Annotated in this window: 14 protein-coding genes; 7 read left to right on the forward strand and 7 right to left on the reverse strand. The window is 64.7% G+C overall.

Translation table 11 applies throughout. From position 1 onward, the window contains the following. Positions 1-55: 55 nt before the first annotated feature. Positions 56-793, reverse strand: a complete 738-nt coding sequence (locus AB0A74_RS09615; RefSeq protein WP_358248391.1) for a hypothetical protein — start codon at positions 791-793, stop codon at positions 56-58. Positions 794-1,268: 475 nt separating this feature from the next. On the opposite strand from AB0A74_RS09615, the gene AB0A74_RS09620 reads away from it, so the two are divergent. Beyond that, on the forward strand, positions 1,269-2,753 hold the full coding sequence (locus tag AB0A74_RS09620) for a helix-turn-helix transcriptional regulator (RefSeq protein WP_358248392.1): 1,485 nt from the start codon (positions 1,269-1,271) through the stop codon (positions 2,751-2,753). Between the two features lie 241 nt (positions 2,754-2,994). Here AB0A74_RS09620 and AB0A74_RS09625 read toward each other — a convergent pair whose 3' ends face one another. Further along, a complete protein-coding gene (locus tag AB0A74_RS09625; protein ID WP_358248393.1) occupies positions 2,995-3,819 on the reverse strand; it encodes an alpha/beta fold hydrolase in 825 nt (274 codons plus the stop codon). A 2,291-nt stretch (positions 3,820-6,110) separates the two neighbouring features. Between AB0A74_RS09625 and AB0A74_RS09630 the strand changes: the two genes are divergently transcribed. Then, a complete protein-coding gene (locus AB0A74_RS09630) occupies positions 6,111-7,187 on the forward strand; it encodes a restriction endonuclease (RefSeq protein WP_358248394.1) in 1,077 nt (358 codons plus the stop codon). A 132-nt stretch (positions 7,188-7,319) separates the two neighbouring features. Continuing rightward, positions 7,320-8,255, forward strand: coding sequence for a hypothetical protein (locus tag AB0A74_RS09635; protein ID WP_358248395.1), 936 nt, complete (start codon positions 7,320-7,322; stop codon positions 8,253-8,255). Between the two features lie 104 nt (positions 8,256-8,359). Here AB0A74_RS09635 and AB0A74_RS09640 read toward each other — a convergent pair whose 3' ends face one another. From AB0A74_RS09640 to AB0A74_RS09655, 4 genes are all read right to left on the reverse strand, one after another. After that, positions 8,360-9,163: a hypothetical protein gene (locus tag AB0A74_RS09640; protein WP_358248396.1), complete on the reverse strand. Its 804-nt coding sequence runs from the start codon at positions 9,161-9,163 to the stop codon at positions 8,360-8,362. A 528-nt stretch (positions 9,164-9,691) separates the two neighbouring features. Further along, positions 9,692-10,840 carry a hypothetical protein gene (locus AB0A74_RS09645; RefSeq protein ID WP_358248397.1) on the reverse strand — a complete coding sequence of 383 codons (1,149 nt, stop codon included), beginning with the start codon at positions 10,838-10,840 and terminating at the stop codon, positions 9,692-9,694. Beyond that, positions 10,837-11,958, reverse strand: coding sequence for a serine protease (locus tag AB0A74_RS09650; protein WP_358248398.1), 1,122 nt, complete (start codon positions 11,956-11,958; stop codon positions 10,837-10,839). The genes AB0A74_RS09645 and AB0A74_RS09650 overlap by 4 nt, the downstream gene beginning before the upstream one ends. Before the next feature lie 324 nt (positions 11,959-12,282). Continuing rightward, on the reverse strand, positions 12,283-13,140 hold the full coding sequence (locus tag AB0A74_RS09655; protein ID WP_358248399.1) for a hypothetical protein: 858 nt from the start codon (positions 13,138-13,140) through the stop codon (positions 12,283-12,285). 1,253 nt (positions 13,141-14,393) lie between these two features. Between AB0A74_RS09655 and AB0A74_RS09660 the strand changes: the two genes are divergently transcribed. The 4 genes from AB0A74_RS09660 (at position 14,394) to AB0A74_RS09675 (ending at position 19,631) form a co-directional block, all read left to right on the forward strand. After that, the gene (locus tag AB0A74_RS09660; protein WP_358248400.1) at positions 14,394-15,065 is read left to right on the forward strand and encodes a TetR/AcrR family transcriptional regulator; all 672 of its coding nucleotides are present in this window, start codon (positions 14,394-14,396) and stop codon (positions 15,063-15,065) included. A gap of 1,727 nt (positions 15,066-16,792) precedes the next feature. Then, the gene (locus AB0A74_RS09665) at positions 16,793-17,743 is read left to right on the forward strand and encodes a pentapeptide repeat-containing protein (protein ID WP_358248401.1); all 951 of its coding nucleotides are present in this window, start codon (positions 16,793-16,795) and stop codon (positions 17,741-17,743) included. Positions 17,744-17,856: 113 nt separating this feature from the next. Beyond that, positions 17,857-18,075, forward strand: a complete 219-nt coding sequence (locus AB0A74_RS09670; RefSeq protein ID WP_358248402.1) for a hypothetical protein — start codon at positions 17,857-17,859, stop codon at positions 18,073-18,075. Positions 18,076-19,433: 1,358 nt separating this feature from the next. Continuing rightward, positions 19,434-19,631 carry a hypothetical protein gene (locus tag AB0A74_RS09675; RefSeq protein ID WP_358248403.1) on the forward strand — a complete coding sequence of 66 codons (198 nt, stop codon included), beginning with the start codon at positions 19,434-19,436 and terminating at the stop codon, positions 19,629-19,631. Between the two features lie 454 nt (positions 19,632-20,085). Here the strand turns inward: AB0A74_RS09675 and AB0A74_RS09680 are convergent, their stop codons facing one another. Next, positions 20,086-20,892 (reverse strand): helix-turn-helix transcriptional regulator, encoded by an 807-nt coding sequence (locus AB0A74_RS09680; RefSeq protein ID WP_358248404.1) that lies wholly within the window; start codon positions 20,890-20,892, stop codon positions 20,086-20,088. Between the last annotated feature and the right edge of the window lie 161 nt (positions 20,893-21,053).

The raw sequence follows: 21,053 nt of genomic DNA on the forward strand, positions 1-21,053 counted from the left end.
TCGACCGGCCTACTCCCCACCCGCAGGTCGTCGTCGGCCAGCGGCCGATCGCTAGTCACGACTGCCCCACTGCTTCATCCAGATCGACGCGGGTCAGCACCATCACCTGCTGGCCGCCCTCCTGTATCGCCCGAACGGCCTCCAGCGCCAGGATCAGCCCGCTCGCATGATCGAGATCGACCAGGATGACCGCCTCCGTGACGTCGGGGCGGGCCGTCAACACGAACTGGCGGAGCCCGTCGGGCATCCCCACCGCCTCGTCGACGGCGAGATCGGAGAACACCCCGCCCAACCGCAGGCCGTGGCGCTCGCAGTACGTCGTAATCTGCGTCCGGGCTGTCGCGACTGCCGCCTCGCTGGGGTGCTGCCCGCACACGTAGGCGTAGGCGACGCCTCCACCAGCCAGCGGGAGGACCCCTGGCGACGCCTCGCCATCGATGAACAGCAGGCGTGACGCGGTCTGCCGGATGCGGCGGGTCAGCAAGGCTTGCGCGTTGACGTCTTGGGACAGCTGGTCGGGATGGGGGACCACGACACCAATCGACGTGGGCAACTCCAAGACTTCCAGCAGGGCGCTGAAACCTGGCCGCACGATCTGGTCGGTCGGCAGGCCGCGGTCGACCCGGACGCCCGCGAGCTTGAGGCCACGCGACCGGCAGTAGACCACGATCTCGTGTCGCCAGGCCGCGATCTCAATGGCGTCGGCCTGTTCGGAGGAGAGGTACCCCCAGACCACCGCCGCCGGGGACGACCCGTCGCTGCTGCTGGTGTCTCCGGGAACCGAGACGGTCATCAGCGCACCTCCCCAAGCCGGTCGGCCAGGACGGACGTCAGGGCGGTCATGGCGTGTCACCTGCTTTCGGGTTCGCAGCGCACAAAGTTGTGGACGGCACCCAGCACCGGAGGGCGCGTCCACCGGGATCAGTCGGGGTAGATCCGGTGGGGTTCATCCGGCACCGGGTGCCGGTGATGAGAGTGCCGCTCACCTGCTATTTCCGGCTTGCGGCCTCGCGCATGTTCGTACGAGAAAAACTGGTAAGCGGCTACGCTGCGTACGCGTAACGTGACGAGACCGACGCAGTCGTCGAGGGCGGGAACGGGCGGAGATCGCGACTATGGGCATGCAGCAGGAAAGGCGCCACTGTCGCTGTGGCACGCGGCTCGCCCGTGACAACCCCGGTCCCCTCTGCCATGCCTGCGTCAGGGCCGCGCGCCAGCTGCGGTCGGGGCCGCCCGCTGTGCCAGCTGAGTTCTGGCAGCACCCATCGATGCAGGCCGCACTCACGGCTCGCGACATGGGCGCCGTTATCCGGGCCTTCCGGACGCATCCGTTCCACGGCCGGGACATCCCTCAAGCGATCGTCGCCTCGTGGGGCGGCATCTCGCAAACCAGGCTGAGTCACTTCGAAAACGGCGAGGAGATCAACAGTCTCAAGAAGCTCATGCGCTGGGCGCATCTTCTCGGTATCCCCAACGACCTACTGTGGTTCCAGATGCCGAGTGCACCGCCCGATCCCAGCGTTGAGACCTCGACAGTGCACCTGCCCGAGCAGGCCGCGCTGCCCGACGAGGTGGTGGCACCGTCGCAGCCTGGTCTTGCGCTGTCTGTCGTGATCAACGGGCAGCCGGTGCTGGTGCCGCTTGGTGGGCAGGCCGCCGCCGGTGCACACGGTGTCGTCCTCGACCGCCTCAGCCAGAGCGGTGGGACATCGGGGAACCCTGCTGCCACCGTCGCCCAATGGAGCGAGATGAGTCCGCTGAACCGCCGCTCGCTGCTCAAGCATGGCTTGGGCTTGTCGAGTCTGTCCGCACTCGGTCTGCCCGCAGCGCCGCAGCTCGCCGCCGCCATGGACGACGCCCACCGCTATCTCGACAGCACGGTGGTGGAGTACTTCCGTCGCCAACTGGCTGCCTGCAAGGCCGATGACGGTCGGCTTGGCTCCCACGGAACCATGCCCGCGGTGCTCGGTCTGTTGGGCGCTATTGAGCAGCACGCCCGCGAGGTCAAGCCGGCTGTCCGGCGTGAGCTGCTGGCGGTCGGGGCCGACATCGCCGAGTTTGCTGGCTGGTTGTACCGCGACCTGCGAGATCTCCCCACCGCGCTCTACTGGCATGACCGCGCGATTGAATGGGCGCAAGAGGCGGGTGACATGGCGATGCAGGGCTACGTGCTGGTGAAGAAAGCGCAGCTGGCCTATGACGAGCGCGACCCCATGCGGATGCTGACGCTCAGCCAGGCCGCCCAGCACCCGTCCTATGACCTACCGAAGCGGGTCCGCGCCGAGGCAGTACAGCAGGAAGCGCGGGCGGAAGCGATGCTCGGTGCCGCCATCGACAGCGTCGAGCGCAAGCTGGACGAGGCACGCAACCTGTTGGCCGCAGCCGAAAGCCAGCCGGACGACCGGAGCCTCGGAGCGCACTACGGCCCGTCGCTCCTGACGATGCAGGCGGCCATCTGCCAGACCGAAGCGGGCCAGCCCCGTCGCGCGGTGGCGCTCTACGAACGCACGCTCAACGAACGAACCTTCTCCCCGCGGGACTACGGGTTCTTCCTGTCATGGATGGCCGCCTCACTGGCGCTAGCCGGTGAACCGGATCAGGCTGCTGCGACGGGTGTGGCCTCAGCGCACCGGGCGAAGGACGCCAACTCGCAGCGAACGAAGCGTGAGCTGGTGCGGGTGCTTGACGTCCTGAAACCGTGGCGCAACCGCCCCGCAGTGCGGCAGCTTCAGGAAGCGGTTCATCCGAGGTAGCGATTGAACGTCCGGGGTGCCGCACTTCGTGTCTGAACGTTGTGTACGTAATGGCTCGCGACAATTAGGTCATCCGATAGTGGGGCGAGCGGTACACACAAAGGCGGCCCTACCCGTTCCCCGCCTCGACTCGATCACGATGCCCGAGTCAAACGACGGGACCAAACGCTGCCTCCGCCACACAGCTCGTGGGGCGCACTGCCCCATGACGCGGCACCCTGAACCTCCGTCGGCGACCGTATTACCTGTGCGTCGCAATCCACCGAGCCGTTGAGTCGATCACAGACGCCTGCCACCGCTGACTCTGCGGGTCGGCGTACTCCGGGTCGTCGTGGACGGCGAACCCGTGCTGAGCCCCCTCAAGCTCAACCAGCTGGTGCTCGCACGTCAGCTGGCGGTCAGCCGCTCGGGACGACTCAACGGAGATGAAGGTGTCCTCGGTGCCGTGGACGATGAGGGTCGGGGCGACGATGTCCGCCAAGGCCGCCCGCGGCTGAAGCCAGAACACCTCGTTGAGCATCGGCCGGCCAAGCCGGAAGGTCAGCGAGTGACCGACGTAGCCCTGCTCCAGCAACTGCCGTCCGGCCTTGTCGCTGATCTGACCGGTCTCCCAGGCGCGCTTCTCGTCCACGAACCGCTGCTTGTAGTCGATGAGCGGGTTAAACAGCACCAGGCTGGAGACGTCCTCCGGCACCTTGGCCGTGTAGTACGCCGCCATGCCACCGGAGAAGCTGGCCGCCACCACACTCACCGATGGCTGGTCGACCAACATCCGCAGATGGCCGATCCCAGAGCGGATGACGTTGAGCATGGAGGAGAGCGTCAAGTCCTCCTGGCGCCCCTCGCTCTCCCCATGACCCGGTAGATCGAAGCGCAGGGACGCTGCTCCGGCCTCAGCCAAGCCGTCGGCCAAGCGGGTGAAGAAGCCGCCCTCCTCCCGCGTCACGCCCGCTCCGTGCACCAGCAGCACCGCATGGGACGGCGGACTGGCGGGCGCAGTGAACGTGCCCGCCAGGTGCAGACCGTCAAGGGTGCGGACAGTGGTGCTGGTGCTCTCGGGCGGCATGGCGGCTCCAACTCGTCGGCTGCCCTCACTATCCCCAGCCTGCACAGCCCCAGCAAGATCAAGGACGCGATGCTGGCGCACTCGTCGAGCTGTGTCCGCTCACGCAACCTGTCCGCTCAGTGGTCACGCCGATCCGGACCACTTCGAGGTCGAGGCCGCTCGGGTGCCCAGTCACGATGACTCCCGGGAAGCGGTGCGCCAGCGTGCCACCCTCCAACGTAAGCCCGCGCGACACTCCAACCGGTTCGGTTCAGCCAGACCAACTCACCACCAAGGCAGACAGTAACTCACGTCGCGCAAAACCGACCACGGTCGATGCTAGGCGTGCTCCAAGAACATCGACAGTCCGAGCCCGCGGCTACGCCCTACTGAGTGACGGCCCACCCTCGTCGACACGCCGATGGTAGATCAACACAAGACACGACAGTGCCAAGGAACCATTTTTCATCAACGACAAATAAATCAGAGAACTGACTACGCAGCGCGAGACTGCTCGATCATGATTCGGGTTTGATCTGCCCGCCTTGGCGAGGCTTGCTACCCACGGCGTACCTGAGGCCCGCGCCTGGGGTAGCTCCGGGCGATGCGTCACTATCCGGAAGAGCCAAGGGCACTGCGTGTCACGGTGACGCCTTTGTGTGTGATCGCGTGGAGGGCCTCGCTGACCTGAACGACCTTCGGGTCGATACCGAGGGCGAACTCGCCCAGCTCGGCCCAACCGGGTGCCGGTCCGCTGCGGGTGCGGGACAAACGAACGTCGCTTCATGTCTGATCGCCGCAGGTAGAACACGCCAGTGCCGGTTATCGCGTTGAGGTCACCTCGGCGAACGACTCCTTCGGCGTCGAGCAGGAACGGCCACGGATGGCCCCAGAGAGGGAGTCGAGGGTTCCACCGAACGGGCGACGCGAACGGGTGAATGTCGGGTCCCGACAGGATGATATATCCGCGAATGACGCGAGTACCACCATCTCAGATGCAAACTGAGAGTTGGGGTCGTCCGGCCTCGAGTCCACATGAAAGCGGAGGAACTGCCGTGCTTGCCGATTAGCTTGCCCCTGAGAAGTCCCCCCATTTGATGCCAGTGTCAAGTGCCCGAGGAGACGCTGTCCGTCTCGGACCTAGTGCCGCAGTCGGTGTCGAATGCCCCCGGCAGGTGTGCACGTTGGCGTTATCAAGGCTGGGGACGGTGAACGCTCGCACACGATAGAGGGGGCCAGGGTGAACGTGGTGCGTCCGGCATGGGGACCAGCGTCGGTCACGCACATGTCGCCGTAGGCACTTAGGTATCCCTACTGCCTACGACGCGAACCAGTCGGCCCAGGTTGGCGGTAAAGACACTATTCGTCCCGCCGCCCGACGATGACGGGCGTCGGGACGATGGTCGGAATTTAATCCGACTCTCATCAAGCTTCAATAAAGGAGTCCTAAATGTTGAAGACCATTAACACGTCCCAACTTAACGGCAGAATTAAGCTCCCTGACGGCGACAAGATTCGGTTGGAGACGACACTCAACGCTGTTGGGTCGGACGAGATCCAGATCGCCTTGAAGTTGAAAGGCGTGTCATGGTGGAAGGGAATTCAATCCTCGCATGTAATTCTTTGCCAATGTCAAGACGGTATGTCCTGGTCGGCGGCACATGAATCATACGCGGAATTCACCGACTTGGGTCTACAGCTATGGAAAGCGAAGGAGTTCGGTATACACCGAGCTATATACGAGCTTGAGGACACCGACGCGCTGCAGCCCGGAAACGGCTACACGTTTGTCTGGCTACTAGACTAGCCAAAGCGCTGGCTGGGCCAGGAGCTGAACACGCCCCGGCCCGGCCCAGCCAGTGTTAGCCCGCTACGGGAGCAACCAACATCTGTTCGTGTACAAGTGGCGGATCTGTATGCCAATCACAGTCCACGTCCCAGTCGTAGCCGGAGTGGAACACGCCACTGACGTCGCCGGCGATCTGGAAGTTGGCGCACTCGTAGTACACGACTGGTCAAGCTGGCCTCAGAAGTCGCACAGCAACCGACCATCGCCACGCCGCGTACCAAGCGGAACCGTCACGAGGCATTCTTCTGACCGGACACCACGGCCGCGGCGGCGAGCGTCCCGTCGATCCACTGGATGAACTTCAGCGGCGAGCCGTCGAAGTGCTGGCGGACGCGCGCCTGGATGGCGCGGAATTGGCGGTGCCCACCAGTTGGCTTGGCGGCGGCTCGGCCCTCGGCCGGAGATCAACAGCCCAGACGACTCGTCGTCCATGACTGTCAGAGCCTTAGTGCAGACTCGCGTCATGGCGCTAGGGCTGTCCCTTGAGGAACAGATCGCTGAGTTCGAGGCGGCTGGTGGGACGTGGCGGGCTCACAGCGACTGGGCCGGCCAGCTGGAGGAGTGGCTGGAAGCAGTGCTGCCGCCTAACGCGTACGAGCGCTACCAATGGCTCGATCCAGCGCGAGGCGATCACGATGACGCGGACGGTCCGACGGGCGACGAGACGCTGCTCGAGTGGACCGACCGCCAACGCGAAGGCGTGCAAACGTGGAGCTTCCCGACGCACGGACTCAGGGAGGAGTACCTCGCGACCGTGGCGCGGCGGCCCGAAGCCGATGTGCTCGCCCTATTGCGCCTCTTTCTCTTTGAGGAGTCTTGCTTCGCCCGGGATAGCCATTACCTTCACCTCGACTACCAGTCTGAAGACGGCGCAGGTTGCCTTGAGACGCTTCCGACTGAGTACCGGCGGCGTCTCCTGCACTGGATCGGGGGCGACGTCATGCCGCACCCCAGCATCCGCTGGGTGCTCGATCTCTTGCCTCAGGCGCCACAGCTGGCGATCGATGCCATCCGCGCCTACCTCAACGTCTACCGGACCGTCCGACCGAGCGGGCGATCAGACGGCCTACTCGATGCTATGGCCATCATCCGTGCCCGCTGGATCGAAGACCTCACCTCGGGCACTGAAGCCCTGTTCCACCTCAGCCCGCGAGACCTCGAGGTCCTGGCCGCCGCGCTCTACCGGAAGCTGGGGTACGCCGTCGAGCTGACCCCACCATCTCGGGACGGTGGCCGGGACGTCATCGCCACCAAGGCCGTGCCGGGGCAACGCGAGCTCGTGGAGATCGAGTGCAAGGCACACACGTCACCGGTGGGTGTAGCGATCACTAGGCAACTGCAAGGCGTCGTCGCGCAAAGCGGGGCAAGCCGCGGCGTCCTCGTCACCACCAGCTCCTTCACTCGGGGTGCCCGGACCGCCGAACGTGACGACCCTCGGCTCGAACTCATCGACGGGCCGACGCTCATCCGGATGCTGAACGCGGTGTTCGGGCCATCTTGGACCGCAGACCAGGCGTGGGTCTGCCGAGGTCTGACCTGAGCCGATCGGTGCCATCGTTCTCGCCCTGCAAGACGAGCAAGAGGCGCAGTCGTGACTGGCTCGGGAAATTCCAATAGGCCTGTCACATCCACCATCGATGTAACGACAGCCGCTGAGTGTCGAAACATTGGCATGGATACCGCTCGCTGCCTCAGCAACGGTTGGAGTGTCATCACGTCGGCCCCCACGAACTCCCAACTGGCCGGAGTACTGGCGGGCTTCGTCTTTACCGGGATCATCATCTTGTTCGGCCGACAGGGGCCAGCCAACACCCGCACCCTTGCCCTGTTGTGTGCCGCGTTTGTGGTCCTCGGCTTCGACAGCTATCTGTTCAGCCTGATCGCCGGTGGCAGCTTCGACTCGCTATGCCAGCGCATCTGGGCCGAGACGATGGCGGCGAGCGGCTTGCTCGGTGTCGGCGGCATGGCCCTCATCAGCGGCATCGCCTGGCTTCTCGCCAACCACGCTTGGGGCGATGCGTCTCCGACCGCGGTGTCGAAGCATGCCAACGCAGCCCACGGCATGAATCTTGGGCGGCTGTCACGTTTTATGGTGTTTGGGGTGGCCGCTGGGGTGACCCTGCTGCTTGGAATGACGACGCTGGATTACATCTATATCGTCATTGCAAGGCGCGTTCCCACGCTGTTGGTGGTTCTCATCTACGCCTTGCCCATCGTGGTCGTCGTCTTGGCGGCCTTGCTGGCAGGCAATCGAGCGGCACGTGCTCGCCGAGACGTTGCCGGCGGCGGCGCACTACCAGCCCGGTCACTTTCCACAGCGATTTTCTGCACGCTCAGTTACGGTATCGTCGGGCCACTCTTTGCGGGCGCCGTGACAAATATCGGCGATGCAGCATTCAGCGAGGTATGGTGGATCCTGGTTGGACTCTCGCTCACGATAGGCTTCGTTGTGCCGGTGGGACTAATTGTTCTCCTGGTCTACGCAGTGCCCTACATCGAGCCGTCCAAGCGTAAGGTCAGGACGACCGAACCGCCCACTGTTCCGGCCGCAGAACCGGACTCAAATCAAGACGGTAAGCATGGGGAACCCAACCGGCAGGCGGAGTAGGTTGTTAGCGACGGGGCCGACAGTAAGTCAACCCATGATAAGCGGCCGAGTTCGTCGTCAAGTCTCCAGCTAAGTCAAACGCTCGATCCAACGCGAGTGACGCCTCACGCCACATCGAATAGGTGCATCTGACCAGAGGTCACAGCCGATCTTGCGCGCGACAGTTCAGCAGAGATGGCGCTCGCCGCTGCCACCGAGAACCCGACCATTACCACGGCCATGAGGGCGACGGTCGCGTGGAGTGCACCCTCCGAAAGATTGTAACTAGCAGGTTTGGCGGCGAGGTAGGCGGCGATGCCGGCGGCAAGGACGCCAGTTACAAGGCATGCATGCGCACTGATGGTTTCGCCAAAACGCCAGCGCGGGAAGCGGCGGCCAAGCGCTGCGCAGATAAACGATAAAACCGCAACTAGCACCAGCAAGACCCAGCCGGTGCGGTACGGTGGCCACGGTGACGATGTGCCGCGGGAGACAACGAACACGCCGTTGTTGAGCCGCGAGAACACGACGACCGGCCCGATAAATACGACTAAGAAGCGGCCGGTACGAGCAAGATCATATAACCCTCGTGCAGCAGCCATCTGAGTCAGCGAGTAGAACATCGTGATGATCGCCAGGCCAAACGGGACGCCGGTAACGAGCACGCCCAAGTTGGCGCGCGGGCTTCCATCAGGCTCTCCAGTGAGGAGGGCATACAAGACGGCAACCAGGACAAGCGCCGCGAAGGTGGAAAAGAGCGAGCGAGCCGCGCCGCTCCTGTCGGCTCGACTCCTTGTGGCAACGCTGCCGCCCGGCCCCGTGATGAGGTAGCTGGCGAGAGCCACGAAGGCAAAGCCTGCCAGAACTCCTGCGAGCTGCCAGTAGGCCGCCGTCAAGCTGACAGAATTCCAGCCGTCTTCTCTCAACACACTCTCCCGAGCGTAGTGGCGATCGCCAATGAAGCGAGTCGCCTAACGACCGACCAGTCAGCGTCCACTCCGACCGCTGCCTGGTGCCTACGCATGGGTATCGTCGACGAGCGGCCTATCCGTTTCGATCGATGTGACTTTGTGACAATGTGGCGTTGATGCCACGCCGCTTGGACTGACGGGACACGCTGCGGGCAGCGACGAGGCGATTAGCGTCACCCGAAACATCGGTTCGCCTGACTCCCCGGCAGCTTCGCCAATGCTCGATTGGCCATTGACTTGCCGGTGCCCTAGAACAACTGCGGCGCACACTGCTTCGCGAGATGACTCATCACCCCGTTCCGCCAGTCCCGGACGAGAAGCTCCCGCCACACCTGGATCGACTCGATGATCTGCGGTTGAGTGCACGGCGGGCTTCGCCCCCTGCCGCTGGGGCCGCAAAGCTGCGCGAGCAGGGCAAGGTCGCAGAAGCCGCAGTGAAGCTGGCGGACGCGTGCCGCCTTCGACGAGTGGCAGCTCAGGCTGTACTCATGACCCCAGCAGTGCCGCCAGTTTCGCGGCGAACCTGCGGTCCTTCCAGTACGACGAGTGAGCGGTCGCCAGCTCACCGATGCTGCGCGGCACGTGGTCCAGTGTCAGGCGGTGGTCGGCGATTTCGGCGTTCTTCGGGGTGATGGTGCGGTTGACGACGAAGGCGACGGGGTCGAACTGGTGCCACACGTTGGTCCAGTGACCGACGCGCTCGGCAAACGGCCACGGCAACACACCGGCGGGATGGCGGTCGCCGTTCTCGCTGAGCAGGCCGTGGAATTCGGCGAACAGCGGCACCTGCGAGCCGAAGGTGACGAGCCGGTCGATCCGCCGCTCGGCCAGCGGGGTCGGCGCGTCCTGGTCGTCCAGCTCGACCGCGGCGCCCAGCAGCCACTCGGCGGCGGCCAGGGCGCCGAGGGAGTGGGCCACGATGTGAATGGGCCTGTCGGCCTGGCGATGTGCCCGGAAGGCAACGTCGAGCCGACCGCGGATGCGCCGGCCGTCGGCTTCGTAGGTGAGGATGTCGCCCACCGTGTTGGCTGCGATCCTGTCCAGGCCGGATTCGGCTCCGCGCAGCAGCGACTCGACCGTGTCACCGATGGCCTGGCCCAGGCTTCGGTCAATGGCCTGAGCGACGCGCGCCAAGGCGCCGGTGAACCGGTCGATCAGGCCTTCCTCGACGACGCCGCTGTCCACCGGCGGCCAGCTGACAACGAGTTCCGCCACGACTTCGGCGACCTCGGGTCGGATTTCGTCCCGGCTGTCGGCGGCGGCGTGAAGGGCCGTTCCCACCGACAGCGCGACGCGGCTGGGCAGGGCGGCACCGGTACGCTCCCGCACGAGGATGTCGGTGCGAGCCAAGACTGATTCCGCTGACTCCCTCGGGACCGGCACCTGCTGCGGGGCTACCAGCTCGAGAGCCAGACCGGCGGCGTCGAGCCCTTCCGTTACGGGAAGGTCGTTGCGGTCGCTCGGGCGCGGCACGCACAGCAAGTCGGTCGTCGCCGGGCCGAGGTCACCCCAGTAGACGGGCACCCACGCGATGTCCGGCAGGTCGACCGCTTGGCCGAGGGCGGCCACGGTGCCTTCGAAGTTGGCTTTGACGCGGTTACCCATGCCGTGGATGACGAGAACGGTGGCGTTCACGACCGCACCGCCGCGGTGAACTCGATCCCGGCCTTCAGAATCAGCGGATCGTTGGTCAGTAGCCACAGGGGAACCGCGATGTTGCCTTCGAGGCGACGGCCCCCGCAGTGCAGGCCGATCACTTGAGACGTCGACAGGTCGACGAGGCAAGAGCCGGAGTTGCCGCCCATCGTCGAGCAGTCGTGCAGCAGCTCGGGACGGTCCGGGAACACAGCACGAACTTTCCCCGGCTGGAGGCGTTTGACGTCGTAGATGCCGGCGAGGATGCGTTGCACGTCAACCGGGTCTCCGCTGCGAGAGTCGAAAGACGGGTAACCCACCACGTACACGTCGGTGCCGGGTCGTATGTCGGGCTGGCTGGCGATCGGCAGGGGTGGTGGCAGCGGCAAGGTTGCGGCGCCGTTGCCTGTCGGTTCGCAGCGCAAGAGGGCCAGGTCCAGGGTGCCGTGGATGCCGATGACGTCGATCAGTTGGAACTCTTCCGGGGTTTGCGTGGAGAACTCCTCGTTGTAGTCCACCCAGGTGCGCATGCCCGGCGCGAACGTCCAACCCGAACCCTGCCGACGCGCGAACTCGACGGCGATGTGCCGGTTGGTCATCACCACGTCCCTTGCGGCGAGCCAGCCCGTGCCGAGCCACACATGCGTCGGGTGGCCAGCAATCTCGATCCGCCCGACGCTCGACAGGATCGCCTCGATCGCCGACCGCTGGTTCTCCAACGCCTGGCCCCACGGCTCCGGAGTCGGGAAGAATTTGCCGTCCTGGACGAGGATGGCCGGCCGGGCCATCGGCAACACGATGATCTCCAGGCTGGTCCGCTGGTGATCGGTGAGTTCGGCGTTGGGGTCTTGTTCCAACGCCGCGACCGCGGAACGGCAGTCGTCGACGTAGGTCTCGAGTTGCTGTCTGGCCGCCTTCTCCAGCGGAGGTAGGTCGGCTGGTTGCGTCCCACGGTCGTGTCTCGTGCGGTACTCCGGCCGCCCAGGCGCGACCTTCCGCACCACAGCCGCAGCGTCGTCCTCCAGTTCGGCCTTGAGGCCGGGCAGTTCATCCAAGTGGCGCAACACCGTCGCCTTGAGGACGTCGTTCGAACGTCCGTCGTTCGTGGGAGTGGTCATGGCGATTCCTTCAGGGAGCCTGACGAGGCTGTCGCTTCCTGCCCCGTAGCCCTAAAGGGTCAGCCCAATCGCCCTTAAGTGCGTTCACTCAAATGGGTGATCTCAATTCGGCCTCGGATAGCGCCGATCACGTAACAACCTCGCGCATGGGTGGACGATCACCCACGGGTTTCTTCGACGTCTTACAGAATGGAGTCGTCCGACTCCAGCGAGTTGCCGTGACGGCGCATGAAGTGCAACAAAGTGCACCTGCACCCACCGCTGGCGTGAGAGGTCTAACTTAGGACAGGTTGCATAGTTGCCTATTTGGGTCACGCAGAGCCATTACCCGCTGGGCACGAACTGCAGGACGACCTTATCGTCAAACGGGACGACCAATGTACCGCCTCGCCCTGAGCGTTCAGCCGTGATAAGAAATAGGCGGCCATCCGCCTCAATCAGCAGGTGGAAATTGTCGTACCGGAAATTTCGCTCGGGCGCTCCATCCCCCTCGGCGACGCCCTTATCCTCGATCACCGTTTCCACAACCCCAGGCGGCAGCGTATACAGGCGCTCCTTGGTCAGGAGCACTACCTTGGGCACATCTGTCGTGATTCGAACCGCAGCGGTCTTGGCAAGCCCGGTTCCGTACGCCGCAGCGAAGCTGTTGACCGCCCAGAACAAGCCGAGCACGGCGGCAACGGCCAATATGCTATAGACCATCCGTTTCATCGGCTGCGGTGGCCGACCATTACGAGCAGCGCGGATCAGCCAGACCCCCACGGCTGTCACAGCTGGCCCGGCCCCGAGTGCCACCGCAGACGTGCCCGGAAACTCCGACGCCGACGCACTGGGAACAACTATCCCGTACAGTCCGCGCCCGATAGCGCAGGCGCCTGCAACGAGTGACACCCAGCCGGCGACGTTCAAGAGCAGCAGCAACCGCCTTCGACTGACCAGCCACCGGACGGTCCGGGTTGCGGCATAGATGGCGATAAACACCCCAACGAGACCGGCCAGCGGCACGAAAATTGCTTCGACACCGTGAAGAAGGACTTCCGGTGTCGTCAAATTCAAAGCCGACAGCTCGACATTGAAGTACCTATAGCGCGCATAAGTGGCGACATAACCGAAGTAGAACAATAGAGCAGTGGCAATGGTGGTCGGCGCCGCTACCGTGGCGAAAAGTTGCAAACGCTGCAACCCCGCTTCACCACGATCGTTGTCGGGTGGACGCGCCGACTGTTGACGATATGGCGGCACCTCCTCCCCCTATTGACCTCTTGGACCCGAGCGCTGCTGGGCCGTAAATGTATGATCAATCGTCCATTGAACCACGATCGGGTGACCGGGAGTGGGAGTCTCCGATCCGACAGGCAACCTTCCGCAGGGGTCCACGTTGGGATTTGTACATGTCGCCTGCAATGCCAGTCGAAGCGCACCCTGCCTTGATGAGCCATCGAAAGGGCCGACATGAACCAGAATCAAGCACCCTCGAGCTGATGCAGTACCGGGCTGCGCGGGGTACAACGTGCGTCCAGGACATCCTTCATCAAATACTGGATCATGCGGCGCCTTGTTGTAATTCAACTCGAAACAAGCATCCCAGTCCGTCGACAGACTGAAGGGCGTTACGCCGGAGTTGAAGTCTATGATCCCGACATCTATAACAGTGATCGGGATTTCTGTATTCCGATTGAGAAGGCCGCTACAGCCATACCGGAAGTCGTCGTACGCCAAGATGTCCGGCCAGTGATTCGAGGGATTGTAATTAGGGACGTTGGGACCGCCCAAGATGACCACCGGACCAGGGTCGGATGAGGGCGGCTCAAGTTGAGGGTCCTCTGGCGGTGGTGTCCAGGTTGGGGGTTGTATGACGGAGCTCCGCGTAGGCGTCGACGGTCTAACCGTCGACGGTCCCGTAGGGCCGGCAGGGGTCGCCGTTGGAGCTTCCAGAGCGCTCGATGTCGATTGAGCAGGCGATGACGAGGCCGCAGAAATCGGGCTTGTCGGCGGGGTCGCAGCCCCCTCGTCACCCGAACCCGAGCAGGCAACCAAAGTTGCCGATATAGCGATCAAGAGAAGGCGACGTCGCCGTACCATGACCATAGCCATCACCTACAAATGAAGCCCCAGTGCCGCGGAAGGTGCCGAATAGTAACCGGCCATATGGCTTCAGGAGAAGCGAAGCGGACGAAATATCACCCATACGTGGCGATCAAGGACTGACCAGTAGGTTGACGCGCCAGCGGGAATACGTTCGACAGATCAAGAGCCTCCTCCTGCACTGGCAAGTACGACCAGGACCGAGATCATCTAGTCCGGCAGAGATGGCGCTACACCCGTTGGTCGAGAGCGGTCAGCGGGAGCATGGCTGCCTGGTCGGAGTGCATGGACCCCTTAACCTAGGGCAACCTTAAGTGCTGCCCAAGTTGGCGCTGCCTATAGTTGCTGAGGTGGTCCGACTTCCTAGCGATGACGCCCGGCAGCGCAGCGGTGAGACCAAGCGCGCCCGCAGTCGGGCAGCGCTGCTCGCAGCGGCCGCCGATGTCTTCCGCCGCGGCTGGCACGAAGCTCGCATCGAGGACATCGCCAAGACTGCGGGCGTCAGCCCTGCCACGGCCTACAACCACTTCCCGGGCGGCAAGCAGGAACTCATCGGCCGGGTCTACGCACCCTTCATCGACCCGCTGGCCGAGGCGGCCGAAGCCGACGTCGATGCGGGCCGCGACCCCATCGAAGCGGTCGAGGACCACATCCGCGCCGCGGTCATGGTGATGCGCCGCGAACTGCCACTGACCATCGCCCTGACGGCCGCGGTCACCGAGCAGGTGGTCAAAGTCGGCCGGCCGCCGGTGCCTGATCCGAACGACGTGCGGATGCTGGCCCGCTGGACCACCTCGCTGACGTTGCTCGTGGCCTACGGCCAGGACCAGGGCGTCTTCCGCGAGTTCCCGGCCGCCCAAGACGTCTCCAGCTACCACATCCTGAGTCTGCTCCAGCGCATCATCTCCCGGCGGGAGGAGACCGTCGAAGAGACCGTGGCCATCGCGCTGAGCCAGCTGCTGCCGCCGCTGCTCATCGCTCAACGCGAAACCGCCAAGCAACTGCCGACCGCGTCGCCCTGAGCCCTTGATCCGGCCCGAGACTCGACCCCCGACTTCAACCACCAGCTCTACGTGGACGACTCCGACCGCGACCTCACATACCGCCGGTCTCGGCTACAGCACGGCGGCGGTCCACAGCATCATCCCGATGGCTACTGCTCTGCCACCTGCACTTGGATTACTCCAGGACTGTGCGTTCTTCGCAGGAGAGCCGAAATCGCGGTGGTCCGCGACCACCGCCGTCGAGAACCCGCCGCACAAGTACCAGGATAGCGGTTCGCGCAGGTAAGCGCCCTCGGGCTCCGAGTGAGCATGGCGACGAAGGAGTACCAGACCTGACACCCGGCACACGGGTGACGCCTACCGCGCGGGCTGGCTCTCAGCAGTCCCTCGAGCTACACCTGCAACCCACCGACCTGCAACAACGAGTCCACTCGCACAAGTTATGACGGCCATCACGCGATTCGGTGCGCGAAAACTACCCACTTATGGCACTAAACCCTGTGCGGTACGTGCCGCAAGGCGCCCAGCCGCCGTTAAGGTCTCCGCACGAGGTTCGGCTGATCGACTTAACTGGCTCTCCTGACCCGCTGCCCCGTCGCCGGCACCAGCTTGCCGGAGGCTTCAAAGCGGACCCGATGAGGTCTCCCTCTGGTGAGGGTCAGGAGGCACGTTGACCGACCAGCAGGACCCCGAGGGATCGTCATGGAGATCGGGAAAGCAGGTTGCTCGGCTGCTGGATGGCCTGGGCCTCGGGATGGACGTCACCACGATCGTGGTGCCGCTCCTGACCGGCGGAAGCCCGGTGATCGCAGCGACCACCGGGCTTCTCGCTCTCGGTCTTCACTCCGCCGCTAGGTGGCGCCGCAGGAGGTGACGACCCGCGCCGCGGCCGGGAAGCCAGCAGGGTTGCCGCCCCGCTAAACGGCTTCTCGGCCGTTGGCGTCTACACCAGCTGCACGTGATGTACGCCTGGTGCGGTCAACCTAGCCCTCGATGCACAAATATTCCAGCCAATGATCATTCGCCGGACGCCCACGCAAATGGCCTGACCTGCATCCCGCCCGGCGCTGAGCAAGAATCCCATCGCGCACTGGATCGAGCAGGACTGCCACCAGCCGCCCAGCCTGCCCAACACCGACTACCGCAGCCTGCGCACCTTCGGCACCACTTTCGTCAAGCCCGCCAAGGACAGCGACAACAAGCGCCGACTCGCCGCCTACTGGTTGGCCCAGAAACACCGCCGCTGGCGGCGACGCCCTGCTGCACCACCGCGGCCTCAACCGTGTCCTCATCCGCGACTGGTCACACAAGATGGAACTGTTCCCCGCCGCGCTGGTGGTCAGCTCAGTGACCTCGTTCGAGATCTGACGCAAGGTCGCCGCCGACCCTCTGGCCGAGCACAGCACCGACTACCTGCGACCCGAACCGGCGCCATCGCCCTACCTGGACACCGCTGTCGAGCCGGTCGGCTGGTCGCTCCGGACCGAACCGCGACCACCGGTCGGCGCGCGCCCGTCGTTCCCGAACGATCGGCCGAAGCACTTCTTCCCGCGCAACCGCCTGCGATCCGCGAACTAGGTCCGAAAACGTGGGACGTCGCCGGGGCGTGATGCGAGCCTTGAAGGATGAGCATCCACCGCACCCCCCGCCCCCGGCGGGCACTGTCGTCGGCGTCGTCTCGGGTTGTGCGGCCGATGCGCCTACGCGCACCGGCCGGACGGAGACGACGATTAGGTCCGCGGCGGGTGTGGAACTGGACTGCGGTCGCGTCGTTGCTGGCGGCGGTGGCGGCCGGGGCCGGTGTGGTGTTCACCGGCCTGTCGTTGGAGGCCACCCGGGAGCAGAACGCGGTGACCGAGCAGGGACAGCTGACCGACCGGTTCACCAAGGCGGTCGACCAGCTCGACAGGGCGGGTGCCGATCACCTCCAGGCCCGGTTGGGCGGGATCTACGCACTGGAACGCCTGGCCCGAGACTCGCCCCGCGACCAGCCCACCGTCATCGAGGCTCTGTCTGCGTTCGTCCGAAGCGCCGCGCCCCGACCGTACGGTCCCGGCGGCTTCGGCTACGCGCCCTGTCCAGAGAGTCCCACCGCCGATGCCCAAGCCGCCCTAACCGTCCTCGGCCGACGCGACACTAGCCACGACCGGGACACCCGCGTCAACCTGACCCGGACATGCCTGACTCTCGCACAACTCCCCGACGTAAAACTCGCCCGCGCGGACCTCTCCAACGCGGACCTGACCGGCGCGGACCTCACCCGCGCGGACCTCACCGAAGCAAACCTCCGCGGCACAAAACTCACAGACGTAAACCTCCACGGCGCGACCCTCACCCGCGCGGACCTCGCCATCACGAACCTTCGTGGCGCGAGCCTCCTCAAGGCTGACCTCACCAACGCGGACCTCTCCACCGCGGACCTCACGGACGCGACCCTCCACGGCGCGACCCTCACCCGAGCAACCCTCGTCAGCGCGACCCTTACCCAGGTGAACCTCCTCGAGGCTGACCTCACCAACGCGAATCTCCGCGGCGCGACCCTGACCCAAGCAACCCTCACTGGAGCGAATCTCAGTGGAGCGAATCTCGCCAACGCAGTCTTTACCAAAGCAGACCTCTTCGGCGCATACCTGACCGGCGCAGATCTCACTAATGCAGATTTCACCGATGCAGACCTTAGGTACACCCGCCGGTAATGGCTAGCGGGCACTGCATTGTGCGCAGGTATCCGCCAGCGAGGAAGGGATGCTCTCGGTGGAGCGACTGGGAGACAGCCGCACGGGCGAGCGCCACCGCGATCCTGTTCTGCGTGCCCCGCGACATGGTCTGGATGCCCGCCTTGACGACCAACGTCGAGTTCGGCTTGGACATCGGCAGCGGCAAGGTCGTGCTGGGCGCGCCACCGGACTGTCCGGCGGCTGACCGGAACCGGTACCTGATCTATGTCGGCTGGCGGCGCGGCGACCCCGTCCGCGAGACCCTCCTCGACACCGTGTCGACGGCGCTCCAGCTGCTTCGCGCCGGCTGACCGGAACCCATGCCGCTCAGCGTGCTGGAGAACGGCCGCGCCCTGTGCGACCTGGCCGCTAGGCGGGCCGCCTCCAACTGGGCGGTCATCGAGGGTGCGCCACTCCACCTGAGAGAACAGCAGCGGGAGCGTGCTCGACTAGCTTGTTTGTGATGCGCACGTAGCGATCTGCGAACGCTCTCAAGGGCCTGCGCCACCTTGGTTGTCGACCAGCAACCCTGATCGACAACCACCTCAAGCGAACCTGCGGCGGCAAGGTCCCTCTTCACTTGAGGCCCTCGTTGGTGGTGCACGTCGGGGTCTACCCGTATGGCCACTTACGCACTGACAACGAGGTCTACCGCGTCGACGCCGTCTGGCTCGGGCCGCCCAAGATCACTGCTTCGTCGCCTGGGGTGTCGACCTCGTGTTGTTCTCGCTGGTGACAGCCGTGCTGTGGTGTAACCCCCGGATCTTCCGGTGCCGGAGGCAACCTCAGCCGTTGGTCAGAGTTGACCAGAAGATTTTCGCTGCACGACCGGGCAGGTCGAGCGTCGAGTACGAGATGGGCGACAGCTTTGGCCTCGCGCCAGCACCCGACCGGGACTAGGCGCATTAGTGCTGGTAGAGCGGGGGTGGATGACTTCCTTCACTCCTGCGGGACATCGGTAAGGACGCCGTGGTCGCTGATGGCCACGCCAACTTAGACGCAATCCGCAGGTGCAGGGTCGGTGATTGATCTATCCGCCGGTCGCCACCACCACCAATCAACGCGGCCAGCGCTGTAGGGTCTTGCCCACGAGGTTCGGTTGATCGTCTTGACCGCTTCTCCTGACCCGCTGGTGGTTCTGGCTCTCGCACACGCTTCGCCGGAGGCAACAGCGGTCCCCTCCCGGGGTCCACCTCCGGCGTGGGTCAGGAGGCTGGCCGTTGAACGAATCGCAGGACCCCGAGGAGTCACCGGAACCACGGTGGTCACGCAGACGAGTTGCCCAGGTCCTGAGTAGCTCGGGTGTCGTGATGGAGGTCGCCGCGGTCGTGGCGTCAGGCCAGAACGATGGAAGCCCGACGATCTTCGTGACCGCCGGGCTTCTCGCCATCGGTCTCCAAGTCGCTGCCGCTGGGATGCGCAAGACGAGGTGACCATCCGCCGCGGCCGGGAAGCCAGCGGGGTGCCAGCCCCGTTGACCTGCTTCTCGGCCGTTGGCGTGTCGCGCCCCGGGCTGTCGGCAGCCCAAGGTGCGATCGTTGCGACCATACACCGTTGTCCTAGACGTCCAACAATTTTCGGATCGGTCGATGATCAGCCCTCAGCGTTCCTACCAGCGCAGATGCCCTCCGGCTCATTCGATGTCACACCGAATTAAGCATTAACGATCATGCAACGCCGGGTGGAATATGTCGGCGCAGGTCAGGTGCGCTGGGCCGGCATGTCGAGGGCTGGCGCCACCGGCGCGACGACCCACCTGGCCGTGGCTGGCCGGCTTCGCCGCCTGCTGGGCGGCGTCGGCTGCAAGCAGCAGCTCATCAACGGAGCTGCCGTGCACCGGAAACAGCGCCACCCCGACCGACGCTGACAGCCGTCCAACCGGCTGTAGCCGGTCGGCGTGGTGACCGTGAGCTGGAGACCATGAAGGGAGCGCTGCAGGCCCAGGACCAAGCGTCCCCGGGGCTGCCGCTTCTGGTCACCACTGGTGCGCTCAGCTGCCCATGACGCCCCCTCCGGCTGGGCTCGCGGCCGTGATCGGCCAGCGACCTGAGCGTATAAACAACTTTGCATCTATACCAAATTGGATTGGGGTCTAACACTCGGTCGGGTGTCCCGGCGGTGGCGAGGTCGCAAATGCCCCAACCGCGCGGCTCAGCACCAAACGCTCACCTCGGTCCTGCGTAGGGTGTCGGGAGATCCATGTCAGCCCAAGACCCGAAAGCAGGATCACTGGCCGGTCCGCGGTGCCTCGGCCATGAGTTCCATGGGCTGCCAAGGCGGGAGTCGGACACTCGCACAGAGCTGGTTGTTGTCCCGCTCGCCTAGGTGTGGGAACCATCGGACTGGCGAGGCAGGAGGCCAAGGGCCTGGGCCCGCAGCACGGCCGACACTTTGTCCCTCGTTCTGAGCTTCGAGTAGGCATGCTCGAGGTGCTTCTGCACAGTGCGGGGGGAGATCATCAGGTGCCGCCCGATGGCGCCAGCCGTCAGCCCGCCCGCCACCAGGCCGAGCACCGCCAGCTCGCGCCCCGTCAACGCCACGTCGCACTCCCCCCGCTGTTCCGCAGGCAGCCAGCGCGCCAGGAGGTGGGCTTGGCGTTCCAACCCGGCGAGCAGGCCCTGGACCGTCCGGGCCAGACGCACGTCCTCGTCGGTGAAGTCTCCGCCCTGGCTCACCAGCACGAAGGTCCGGAAGGCTGGGCCTTGTAACAACAGCGGGAGGGATAGCTGGTGTTCTACCTCTAGTGGCCCCAGCACATCCCGCCACGCCTCGTAGCGCACATCCACCAGGCTTGCCGGCACCCGGCCGAGCGTCTGAGCCGCCGGGTCACCCGTTACAGCGAACCAGTTCACGAGCGGGTGCTCGTCGATGTGAGCCTGCATCCACAAGATCACCTCATCCTCCGGAAGTACATCCGGCACCCCGGCCCACAAGCGGTAGTCCACATGTCCATCTGACTTCCGAACGATCCACGAACCGGCTTTGGCCCCCAACGTGTCCGCCAGTTCGGTCAACAGCAGACTATGAGGAAGTTTCACCAGCGGCGCTTTTAGCAGGTCACGAACCAGGTCCATCCATCGCACGTGCCGATCGCTGATCATATCGGCCCCCTCCACGCCGTCGAGCAAGCGTCGCCCAGGGTACGTACAGGTACGTATTGTTGCGGCCCAAACGGCCGAAGACACTTGCTTCGTGAGAGTTGATCGGGCAGCCCAGCCCTCACCGTCGAAACAATCATGTATCCAAGAGAGAGAAGCCGGCTCCCCGGCTTGAGTCACAGCAGAGTGGT

The organism is Saccharothrix sp. NPDC042600 (assembly GCF_040647305.1).
Classification (GTDB): domain Bacteria; phylum Actinomycetota; class Actinomycetes; order Mycobacteriales; family Pseudonocardiaceae; genus Actinosynnema; species Actinosynnema mutabilis.